The organism is Collinsella aerofaciens, from assembly GCF_005844325.1.
GTDB lineage: Bacteria > Actinomycetota > Coriobacteriia > Coriobacteriales > Coriobacteriaceae > Collinsella > Collinsella aerofaciens_G.
This window is the reverse complement of record NZ_SPFY01000015.1, coordinates 41,671-52,862: the sequence shown is the minus strand read 5'-3', so window position 1 is coordinate 52,862 and position 11,192 is coordinate 41,671. Positions and strand designations below refer to the sequence as shown.

Annotated in this window: 10 protein-coding genes and 1 tRNA gene; 2 read left to right on the top strand and 9 right to left on the bottom strand. The window is 61.8% G+C overall.

The window, feature by feature from the left end:
* Positions 1–701 precede the first annotated feature (701 nt).
* From proB to FGQ61_RS06130, 5 genes are all read right to left on the bottom strand, one after another.
* On the bottom strand, positions 702–1,829 hold the full coding sequence (gene proB, locus FGQ61_RS06150) for a glutamate 5-kinase (RefSeq protein ID WP_035137237.1): 1,128 nt from the start codon (positions 1,827–1,829) through the stop codon (positions 702–704).
* Positions 1,830–1,908: 79 nt separating this feature from the next.
* Complete coding sequence (locus FGQ61_RS06145) at positions 1,909–3,414, bottom strand: nicotinate phosphoribosyltransferase (RefSeq protein WP_035137238.1); 1,506 nt, start codon at positions 3,412–3,414, stop codon at positions 1,909–1,911.
* Between the two features lie 84 nt (positions 3,415–3,498).
* Positions 3,499–3,957 carry a hypothetical protein gene (locus FGQ61_RS06140; protein ID WP_138374926.1) on the bottom strand — a complete coding sequence of 153 codons (459 nt, stop codon included), beginning with the start codon at positions 3,955–3,957 and terminating at the stop codon, positions 3,499–3,501.
* A 64-nt stretch (positions 3,958–4,021) separates the two neighbouring features.
* Positions 4,022–4,094 (bottom strand) — tRNA-Ala (locus FGQ61_RS06135).
* A 151-nt stretch (positions 4,095–4,245) separates the two neighbouring features.
* Complete coding sequence (locus tag FGQ61_RS06130; protein ID WP_138374925.1) at positions 4,246–5,184, bottom strand: radical SAM protein; 939 nt, start codon at positions 5,182–5,184, stop codon at positions 4,246–4,248.
* Positions 5,185–5,709: 525 nt separating this feature from the next.
* Here FGQ61_RS06130 and FGQ61_RS06125 point away from each other — a divergent pair.
* Positions 5,710–6,909 (top strand): MraY family glycosyltransferase, encoded by a 1,200-nt coding sequence (locus FGQ61_RS06125; protein ID WP_138374924.1) that lies wholly within the window; start codon positions 5,710–5,712, stop codon positions 6,907–6,909.
* 159 nt (positions 6,910–7,068) lie between these two features.
* Complete coding sequence (trpS, locus tag FGQ61_RS06120) at positions 7,069–8,118, top strand: tryptophan--tRNA ligase (protein WP_022094797.1); 1,050 nt, start codon at positions 7,069–7,071, stop codon at positions 8,116–8,118.
* A 336-nt stretch (positions 8,119–8,454) separates the two neighbouring features.
* On the opposite strand, the gene FGQ61_RS06115 is transcribed toward trpS, so the two are convergent.
* The 4 genes from FGQ61_RS06115 to FGQ61_RS06100 all read right to left on the bottom strand — a co-directional run bounded on the left by FGQ61_RS06115 (position 8,455) and on the right by FGQ61_RS06100 (position 11,168).
* On the bottom strand, positions 8,455–8,778 hold the full coding sequence (locus FGQ61_RS06115; protein WP_171021528.1) for an MGMT family protein: 324 nt from the start codon (positions 8,776–8,778) through the stop codon (positions 8,455–8,457).
* A gap of 76 nt (positions 8,779–8,854) precedes the next feature.
* The gene (locus FGQ61_RS06110) at positions 8,855–9,709 is read right to left on the bottom strand and encodes a DegV family protein (protein ID WP_138374923.1); all 855 of its coding nucleotides are present in this window, start codon (positions 9,707–9,709) and stop codon (positions 8,855–8,857) included.
* A gap of 119 nt (positions 9,710–9,828) precedes the next feature.
* Positions 9,829–10,278: a MarR family winged helix-turn-helix transcriptional regulator gene (locus tag FGQ61_RS06105; protein ID WP_022093866.1), complete on the bottom strand. Its 450-nt coding sequence runs from the start codon at positions 10,276–10,278 to the stop codon at positions 9,829–9,831.
* A 170-nt stretch (positions 10,279–10,448) separates the two neighbouring features.
* The gene (locus tag FGQ61_RS06100; RefSeq protein ID WP_138374922.1) at positions 10,449–11,168 is read right to left on the bottom strand and encodes a B3/B4 domain-containing protein; all 720 of its coding nucleotides are present in this window, start codon (positions 11,166–11,168) and stop codon (positions 10,449–10,451) included.
* Positions 11,169–11,192: the final 24 nt, after the last annotated feature.

Sequence of the window (11,192 nt, the reverse complement as noted above, 5' to 3'; positions counted from 1 at the left end):
GGCGGAATCGGCTAAAGTGCGATGGCGAAATTGGTTGTTTTTACAGTAGCGCTAACAGCACCTGAGGAAGGCGCTGGTCGAGGCCGCGTGGCACTACCTGACGTGCTCCGCGCGGCCGAAGGAGCCCGCCAGGGGCCAGGCCCCGGACCCGGGCGCCCGCAGGCATGCCGCCAAGGGCGTGCGGAGGCTGGTCGAGAGGCGCGGGGCCCTGCTCGCGCGCGGGGTCCACAACAACAAGGCGAACGTCGCCACGGCGCGCGAGCTCGCCTGCTGGGTGTGGGCGGTCGGTCTCATGGCCGAGGAGGCGTAGGGGGAGGCTCCCCCGCACATAAGCCGATCACCCCGGAAGCGGTTGGATCCGAAGCCGTTGAGGCGAACCTCAGGTCCCTTTTCTGCGAGCGCCCAGGGCGCCACACGCGTGCACAGACTGTCGGTTCGACGAAGAAGCCTCAGCCGTAGCAACGGATTGCCCAGCGAGAGATCGCCACGGGCGGATATTAAACTGCAAAGACGAGCGTCGGGAAGACACGCCGAGGTCGCCGCGGACGGGTTGATATAGGGAGAGGGCCTGACCCCATATCGTTGGGGCCAGGCCCGATTTTGCCTCTTGACAATGTCCTGCTCATATTAAAAGGAACGTCCCCAAGTGCCGGCACGAGAAAGACAGCGCTGCGGGAAACGATCCGCAGTGCTGTCTTTCTTTATGCAAATACGATCAAGTTATCCCTGTGTATCGCCGGCTTCTCGGCCAGGTTAGCGAGCAGGCGGTTGCTGGCGATCTGGTCCTGGCGGCGACCGGCAGCAAGTTCCAGCACGTCCGAATCGGCCTCGGCGATACCGCGGGCGACGACCATACCGCTCGGATCGCACACATCGAGCACATCGCCCTCGGCAAACTGGCCATCGACCTCGCGAATACCCACCGCAAGCAAGGAAGAGCCACGGCTAACCAGCGCCTTCGCAGCACCATCATCAACCGTCACCGACCCATGTGCCTTGTCGCCCAGCGCGATCCACAGCTTGCGGGGCGCGATGTCCAGACGCTCCGCCGGCGGATCGAACAGCGTGCCCACGCTCTCGCCGCGGGCGAGGCGCACGAGCGCATCGGGCTCCTCGCCCGAGCAAATCACGCTCTGAATGCCCGCCGTCATCAGGATGCGACTCGCGCGGATCTTGGTAATCATGCCGCCCGTGCCCACCGATGTGGAAGAATCGCCCGCCGAGGCAATAATCTTGGCATCGATCTTATGCACGACAGGAACAAACTCGGCCGTGGGGTCCTCATGCGGATTGGCAGTATAGAGACCATCGATGTCCGAGAGCGTCACGCACAGATCGGCAGATACCAGGCAGCTCACGAGCGCCGCCAGTGTGTCGTTGTCGCCAAACTTGATCTCGTCGACGGTAACGGTGTCGTTCTCGTTGACGACCGGCACCACGCCCAGCTCCACCAGACGCAGCAGGGCGTCGCGCGCGTGCAGGTAGGACGTGCGACGCGCCGTGTCGTGACGCGTGAGCAGCACGAGCGAGGTGAGCAGGTCGCGCGCATGGAACTCCTCGTCGTAGGCCGACGAGATGATGCACTGACCAGCCGAGGCGCAGGCCTGCAGGCTCGGAAGGTCGCCGACCGGCTTGCGGTCGAAGCCCAACACGGGATAGCCACAGGCAATAGCGCCCGAGCTCACCACGACCAGACGCCAGCCGAGCTTGCGCAGCGCTGCGGCTTGATCGGCAAGTCCGCCGATAAAGGCGCGGTTGACCTTGCCATCGGCGCCCACCACCGTGGACGAACCGATCTTTACCACCATCGTTTTATAAGAAGTCGTCATACGTCAAACCAATCAACTGTTCAGCGAACGGCCGAGCTGGCGGCCAAGGGAGCGTGACTCGCCCCTACCGCCCAAGGAATCATTTTGCCCAGGGGAAAGCCGAGGCCGCGGCCATATTCTTGCGCACGAGCTCGTCGCGCACCTGGGCCAGGCCCTGTTCCATACCCACCACGTAGGTCTGCGGATACAGGAAGCGCTTGAAAGCCGCATCCAGATGATCGAGCGCCCAAACACAGCGCTCGCGCGCGTCCTGGATGCTCTCACGCGGAGCCACCGCACTGCCGTCGCGCACGATCGGCACCAACAGCTCACGATACTCAAGTTCGGACACGTCGGTCACCAGGGCGGCATCATTCACGGCCACGAGGGTATTGCCGCGCGCGGCGCCCTCCCCCGCCAGATGGTCCTCGTCGTAGATCATGTCGCAGACCGGGCCGCCAAAGCCGTCGTAATAACGGCGCACGCGCTGTACGCCCGGGATCGTGCGCTTGTAGGGCTGCTCGGAGAGCTTGACCACCGGCGTCCATGGATCTGCCTCGCTCGCACGGCGGGCGGAAAGCTTGTACACGCCACCCAGCGCCGGCTGGTCATAGCAGGTCGCGAGCTTGGTACCCACGCCAAAGCTATCGATGGGCGCGCCCTGGTCCAGCAGCGACTGAATCGTGTACTCGTCAAGATCGTTGGAAACCGAGATCCCCACATAGGGCAGGCCCTCGGCATCAAAACGGCCGCGAACATACTTGGAGAGCTTGGCGAGGTCGCCGGAGTCGATGCGAATAGCCGACAGACGCTCGCCCACCGCCTCCATCTCCTTGGCAACCGTAATGGCATGCTCGCAGCCCTCGCGCACGTCATAGGTGTCGATGAGCAGCGTACAGTTCTTGGGGCTCGACTTGGCAAAGGCGCGGAAGGCCTCGAGCTCGGAATCGAAGCTCATCACCCAGCTGTGCGCATGCGTGCCAAAGACGGGAATACCATAGCGGCGGCCGGCGAGCACATTGGACGTAGAGGAGCAGCCGGCAACGTAGCTCGCGCGCGCAACGGCCAGGCCGCCATCGGGACCCTGGGCGCGGCGCAGGCCAAACTCCGCCACGGGGCGACCGTCGGCGGCGAGCACCACGCGCGCCGTCTTGGTGGCGACAAGCGTCTGGAACCCGACGATGTTGAGCAGCGCCGTCTCAAGCAGCTGGCACTCGAGCGCAGGACCGGTGACGCGCACCATGGGCTCGCGCGGAAAGACGAGCTCGCCCTCGGGGACGGCGTCGATATTTACATGCGCACGAAAATCGCGCAGGTAGTCGAGGAATGCGGACTTGAACATCGCGCCGCCGGCAGGGGCCTCAAGCGAGGCGAGGTAGTCGATATCCTCGGGCGTAAAGCGCAGGTTCTCGACGAGCTCGGGCAGCTCGGCGGTGCCGCACATGACGGCATAGGCGCTGCCAAAGGGATGGTCGCGGTAAAACGCGGTAAAACAACCCTGCTCATTGGCCTTGCCGCTCTCCCACAGGCCCTGGGCCATAGTGAGCTCGTAAAGATCGGTGAGCATTGCAATGTCGGTGGGATGCGAGATGTCGGTCAAAGCCATGGGGCGACCTTTCGGATGTGTGGTGCAGAATTTGAGGGTTGGACGAGAGCAGAGCATGCGGACATGACGCCCGATGCGAGTCGGTTAGAGCAGGCCCATGCTGGTCAGGATCGTGTAGCCCATAAAGATGACAAACGCGATGAGGGCAAGGACAATGATGATTTTTTGAGCCGGCGCCATGCCAGGGATCTCGTTCTCGCCCATAGGCTCCTTGGAGGTAACCATGCGCTGGGCAAAGGTCATCTCGTCACGGCTCGGCTTGGGCTCGACGGACTTGGGACGGGCGGCCTTTTTAGGCTGAGGTTTGGGCGCGGCAGGTGCAGGCTTCGCAGCAGCGGGCTTGGGTGCGGGCGCGGGCGCCGATGCGGATGCGGCGTTCGCGGCGGCCTCCTCGGCCTTCGCACGCTCGGCACGCAGGGCAGCCAGCTCCTCACGCTCGCGACGGGCCTCTTCCCAAGCCTCGCGGCGGGCCTTCTCAGCGCGGAGCTCTTCCAACTCGGCGCGCTCCTCGTCGGACAATGGTTGGGACTCAAGCTCGGCCATGGTATAGCCCTTTCTTTTAAAAAAAGCCGCCGACACAATGTCAGCGGCTTATCAAATCCATGGGTGGAGACGAAGGGAGTCGAACCCTCGGCCTCTGCCATGCGACGGCAGCGCTCTCCCAACTGAGCTACGTCCCCAGGACAAGTCGATATTTTACCTACGGCTCGCCAACTGTCAACGCCCAATAACCAGTCTTTTTGGGACGCGGCTATTTTGACAACTTTTCGAACAGGCGATCCTCTCGATGATTTTTTAATCCCCGTCCCAGAAAAATCATCAGCGTGCGCTCTACTTTGCGCTGGTGAGGACGCCGGTGGTGTCGAAGGCGGGGGTGAAGCTCTCGTCTACCGCGCCGCCCTCTTGCCAGAACATTGTCGTAAAGCCCAGGTCGTCGGCATGGTCGAGCACCTGCTCGTACTCCTCGCGCGTCACGGCGCGCGCCAACTCGCCGCCCTGCTCGCGCATGAGCGCATTGGGCGTGTACTGGTTCATGACCGAGATCGGCACGTCGCCCACCGTCTGCCACACCAGGTCTAACACGCGGCACGAGTCATCCGCATGCCCCGGCAGCACCAGGTGGCGTACGATGATGCCGCGCTTCATGAGCCCGTCGTCATCCACCAGCTCTCCCCCGCGGCGATCGATCTCGCGCGCCATCTGGGCCAGACCCGACACGGCCACACGCGGGTAATCCTTTATATGGGAGAGCGACTGCGCAAGCGCCGCATCGGCATATTTAAAGTCGGTGAGCCACACATCGACCAGGTCGCCCAGCGCCGCCACGGCACTCGCGCGCTCGTAACCACTCGTGTTGTAGACGATTGGGATAACCAGTCCGCGCGCCCGTGCCGCGGCAATCGCGGCAGGCAACAGGTGCGCATAGTGCGTCGCCGTCACCAAATTGATGTTGTTGGCACCCTGGTCCTGCAGTTCCAGCATAATCTCGACCAGGCGCTCAGGCGAAATCTCAAGGCCAAAATTGCCGGTCGAGATCTCGTGGTTCTGGCAGTAGATACATTTGAGCGAGCAGCCGCTAAAGAAGATCGTGCCCGAACCGGCCTCGCCCGAGATAGGCGGCTCCTCCCACATATGAAGCGCGGCGCGGGCCACCTTGAGCGTGTCGTTAGCACCGCAGACGCCGTGCGCGCCCTCATCGCGCGCCGCACCGCAACGGCGCGGACACAAATGGCAGGCGGGCGAAAAAAGTTCGGTCAACGACGTCGGCATAAAACCATGCTCCAAAACAACGATTCAGCAGCTCAAACGTAAAGGGATCAACCCCACAGACGGCTCGAGCCCAAGGCGCCGTAATCGTCCGACACGATTTTTGTAATGTCAAGACTGGAATCGATAAAGTGCCGCTTTATGATGTAGGTATTCCGCCCCCCGCGGAGCAACTGGGTGAACCGTCGCGTTTATTTAGGGAGCCCACACAGTCGTACCTAGTACAGGTATCCTTCGTTGTTAAGGACGCTGGAACAGTCGATGAGGGCACCCACCTGTTTTAGGTGGGTTCATTTTCGTAACGTGGGGGGTGGTTTTCTTTTGCCGAAAATCACCATTACAGTCCATATGGATCCCCGCCGGCATCCCGACAAGCCATCGACAACATCCCAATATCTGGTAAGCGCGTGATTATCGCTGCGTGCAATTCCATGTACCCCCCTTGGTCGAGTATTATGGTTCGGCTATGCCCTTTGCGCATGGCGTTCTTCTGACCTTTTCCTTCGACGCTTGGCGGTTTTTAGATTCATGGCTTCATCCCCGAGCTACATACCGTACCTATGCGTGGCAGCGGCGGCCTTTATCACGACCTTCCTCGCGGTGCCCCTGGTCAAGCGCTTGGCAATTAAGCTCGATGCCGTCGACTATCCTTCTAAGCGCCGCATCAACACCAAGCCCATCCCGCGTTTGGGCGGAACGGCGGTGTTTTTGGGCCTGGTCGTCGCCTGCACTGTGCAAATCCTAGGCACCTGGTACCTGGGTTGGCCGCCCGTTTTGGTGCCCCACCCCCGTCTGCACATCAGCTACCCCATGCTGGCGCTCTCCTTTACCGTCATCTTTGCGACCGGCGCTATCGACGACGTCTTCCAGCTCACGCCCAAGCAAAAGCTGGCCGGACAAGTCCTCGCCGCGCTTATCGCCTGTATCGGCGGCCTAAAAATCGGCGTCATCGTCAACCCGTTTGCCCCCGGCGAGATCATGCTCGGATGGCTCGCCTACCCCATCACCGTAATCTATCTGGTGGCATTCACCAACATCATTAACCTCATCGACGGCCTCGACGGCTTGGCCACGGGCATCTGCGGCATCGCGTCGTTCACCATGTTTTCGATGGCCGTTCTCTCGGGCCGCATCGACGCCGCCGCGCTCTCCATTGCGCTCTTTGGCGCCTGTCTGGCCTTTTTGCGTTACAACTTCAACCCCGCAAGCATCTTCTTGGGCGACTCGGGGTCGCTGCTTCTGGGCTTTGCGCTGGGCTCCATCTCGCTGCTCAACGTGAGCCGCACCGCCGCACTCACCTCGCTTATCATCCCGCTCATCGTTGCCGGCGTGCCCATCATCGACACGTTTAGCGCCATTGTGCGCCGCAAGCGCGCCCACATTAGCATCGGGCAGGCCGACAAGGGCCACATCCACCACCGCCTGATCCAAGAAGGCTACAACCAAAAACAGGCCGTGCTGCTCATCTATGCCTGGTGCATCATGCTTTCGGCCGGCGCCGCCGCGATTAACCAGGTCGAGGTGCCCATGCGTGTGCTCATCTTTACCGTGCTCGCCATTGGCTCGGCGGCCTTTGCCAAGCATCTGCATCTGTTGGAGCCCGTGCTGCGCCACCATTACAACAAGCGCACGCACGAGGACGAGCTCGTCACCCCCGACGACCCCGCTTTTAAGCAGGAGGAGCAGGCAGCCGAGGAGCGCAAAGAAGAGCGCCACCACAAGCTCTAGGGCAAGCTGCCGAGGATGTGCCAAGGCACCGTTGGCCAAGCGCGGCCGCGCCGCACCCACCGCACAAGCCACCCCTCTCCCGCCCCTCGCCTACTTACGTCCCGCCCCTCCAATAAACGCGTTATCATCTTGACCCATGAACATACGTTAGGAGCAATCATGCCAAACGAGAACAGCTACGAAGTCGCGCTGCAAAAGAGCAACGCCATTCGCGAGGGCCTGGCCAATACGCCCGAGAAGTTCACCATGCTCACCGGTGATCGCCCCACCGGCCGTCTGCACCTGGGCCACTACTTCGGTACCCTCAAGGGCCGTGTTGAGCTGCAGGACATGGGCGCCAAGACCAACGTGCTCATCGCCGACTACCAGGTCATCACTGACCGCGACACCACCGAGCACATCCAGGACAACGTGTACAACATGGTCATGGACTACCTTGCCTGCGGCATCGACCCCGACAAGACCATGATCTACGCGCACTCCGCCGTGCCCGCCGCCAACCAGCTCATGCTGCCGTTCCTGTCGCTGGTGTCCGAGGCCGAGCTGGCGCGCAACCCCACGGTCAAGGCCGAGATGGAGGCCTCGGGCCACGAGCTTACCGGCCTCCTGCTCACCTACCCGGTGCACCAGGCCTGCGACATCCTGTTCTGCAAGGGCAACGTGGTGCCGGTCGGTCGCGACCAGCTGCCGCACATCGAGCTCACCCGCACCATCGCCCGCCGCTTTAACAACCGCTACGGCAAGGTGTTCCCCGAGGTCGAGGCGCTGCTGTCCGAGACCCCGCTGCTGCCCGGCCTGGACGGCCGCAAGATGAGCAAGAGCTACGGCAACGCCATCAATATTTCGATGACCGCCGAGGAGACGGCCAAACGCATCAAGAAGAGCCAGACCGACTCCGAGCGCATGATCACGTTCGATCCCGAGAACCGCCCCGGCGTGTCCGGCCTGCTTTCGACCGCCGCCATCTGCACCGGTCGCTCCGAGGTCGAGATTGCCGAGGAGATCGGCATGGGCGGCTCCGGCCAGCTCAAGAAGTACGTGACCGAGGCCGTCAACGAGTACTTCGCGCCGATCCGCGAGCGCCGTCAGCGCTACGAGAACGATCTGGACTATGTAAAGGACGTCCTGCACGAGGGCAACCGTCGCGCCAACGAGATCGCCGATCAGACCCTGGCCGAGGTTCAGGACGCCATGGGCATGGTGTACTAGGCAAAGCGCTTTCGCACAACATAGACGGTGAGATTAGATTTCTCCCCGAAACAGGAACAGGCCCGCTGGCAGTTAGTTGCCAGCGGGCCTGTTCCCGAAGTACACCGTTGAATCGCACAGAGGGGAGGAATGCGAATCAAACTCAACAGGGCAGGCTTTTTCATCGCCTATTGCCTGCTCCGTTGCTGAAACCAATATAGTTCACCATGGTTTACTTTCTAGCGTCAATATGCACCGCCATAGCTTCTCCATAAGTTAACCCCGGTAAACCTGCAACGGAAAACCACCACAAAGGGGACAGGCACCTTTGTGGTGGTTTTGGCCACGGTAGAGCCGCTAGAGCCCTACTGGCCAGCGACAGGCGGCCAAGTCGACGTGCATGGGATCGGTAAACGTCACGCCCTCCCCCATTAAGAGCTCACGCTGGGCATCGGGGCCGCCAAACGCAAAGCCCTCGCAAATGCGACCATCGGCAAACACCACACGATGGCAGGGAATCTGACCAGGGCGCGGATTGCTATGCAGGGCATACCCCACGTACCGCGCACTTCGTGGACGACCGGCAAGCAGCGCCACCTGACCATACGTGGCGACCATCCCCTCGGGAATCTGCTCGACCACCTCGTACACACGCTCAAAAAAGCCCTCAGACGCCAACATGCGCTCCTTTCAACCGGAACCAGCATAAACCACCACAAAGGTGCCTGTCCCCTTTGTGGTGGTTTTGACCGGATAGTTAGTTGGCGGGGCGGAAGAAGGCTACGGCTACGGCGCCGGGACCCACGTGGGTGCCGATGGTGGCGCCAATGGTGTGGATGGGCAGCTCGTTCTCGGCATGGCCGGCCCACAGCGCGGCGCTGTCCTCGATATACTTCTTGAGCACCGCGTCCGAAAGACCCGTATAACCAAGCGCCAGCGGCATGGAGAAGTCGACGCCGCCAGCCTGCTCAACCTTCTGGTTCAACAGGTTTCGACCGTTCTTGGAACCGCGCGCCTTGCCCAACTGCACGATGAGGCCGTCCTCGGCGGCCACGACCGGCTTCACGTTGAGCAGCGTACCCACAGCGCCCGCCGCAGCAGACAGGCGGCCGCCGCGCACCAGGTATTCCAGCGTCTCGAGCAGGCCGATGACGACCACGCGGTCACGAACGGCCTCGACGGCCGCCGCAATCTGGGCCGCACTACGGCCCTCGTCCACCAGGCGCAGCGCATACTCAACCAGCACGCGCTCGCCCAAGGTCACGTTATTGCTGTCCACAACGAACACGTCGCCGCCCGGCGCCTCGGCAAGTGCGGTACGGGCGCTCTGATTGGTGCCCGAAAGCTTGGCGCCCACGGTAATAATCACGGCCTCGTCGCCGGCCTCACGCGCTTCGGCAATTGCCTGTGAAAAGGCATACGGGTTGACCTGACCGGTCTTGGGCAGCTCATCGCGCTCCACGAGCATCTCGTAAAAGCGCTGGTGATCGATGTCGACGCCATCCATATACACGTCGGAGCCAAAGGTGACGGACAGCGGCAGAACACGTAGAGCGGGGTGCTCCGCCGGAGACATATCGCTGGCGGAATCGGTAATAATGCGGACGGACATAGCGAATCCTTTCTTGCGCAGATCTCGCGCAGGGAATTTTGACAACAATGTCCCGACACGGCGTGCGCGCTCAAACGGGACGATGCAGTTGTTAATTGGAAGCAAATGCCTTGGCGGCCTTAGATCTCGCGCAGGGTGTTGAGAATCGTACGCAGCGACGCGTACATCTGCTCGCGTTGCTCCACGCCCATGGCCTTACCGGTGGTGTCGAGCACTTCGCGAATGATGCGATCGGCCTCGCTCATGCTCTCGCCGCCCAGGGCAGTCAGGCGCACCGGGGCACGGTACTTGACGGCCGCATCACCCGAATCATCGACCTCGACGTAGCCGCCCTCCTCCAGATGTGCCAGCGTGCGCGAAACGGCGGCACGGGTAACGCCGGCCATGCGGGCGAGGTCGGCGCCGGTCAGGCCGTCCTTGCTGCGCTCAAGATAGTACAGGCACATGACGTCGGAGCCCTTAAGGCCGAGCCTTGCGCCTTCGGACGTCTTGATGCGCTGAATCTCCTTGTAGAGCCCGCTGATCAGTCCGACAAAATCCTCAAAACGTGTCTCGTCGTTCTGCTGCATGGGAGACGACCGCCTTTCGCTTGCATAATGCTAACGGGTAAACATCTTAGTCGCATAAGGCGACACTCGTACCCAAATACCCCATTTGTTAACCCATCAACATAAAAACCACCACAAAGGGGACAGGCACCTTTGTGGTGGTTTGGGGCATCAATAGGTTCTAGGCGCCGCTACAGCTCCACGCAAGGATTGTCGCGGGTCACAAGCGTCTTAATGACAACCGTCGCTCCCAGATAGCGCTCGAGCAGCTCGGCTAGGCGATCGATCGCGGCCTGGCAATCCCCCATCCGCTCGGGCTCCACGCACTCAATCGCCAAGAATGCATCGGCCGAATCGTCGGACAGCGCCGTGCGAACGCCGTCGCGCCAGTTCCAGCAGCGGCACACGGCGCCCGCATCATCGATGTAGGCGAGCTCGCCGGGCAGCGTCGGATCGTCCGCCTCCTCGCCAAGCGGCAAGAATGCATCGCCACCGTCGGTCACCTTCAGGCGAAGGTCTCCCTCGATCGCATGTAGGTCCTCGCCTCCGACGGGCAGCGCGTAGGTCAACGACACCGTGTTGTAGATGTCCACCGCGGGCGTAATGTGGCCCACCGGCTTGCCTTTGAGCACGCGTTTGAGCAGGTTCTCGATTGAGCAACGCGCGCCCTTTTTGGTCTTGAACAGACGATAGGCCTCGCGCCATGCCTTGACCGGTGCGTTCTCGCTGATAGTATCGCTGGTCAGATGACGCTCCGCATCGATATTGGCGCGGTCGAGCAACGCCGCAATCGCATCCACGTCCTCTTGAGGAATCTGAGCCGTGGGCTTCATGCCCTCCACGACCACAACACCGACCGCTGCCTGCGGAAACAGCTCCCAGAATGAATCCTCGGCAATAAAGCTCTTCATACGCTCTCCCTTCATTGTGCGCGC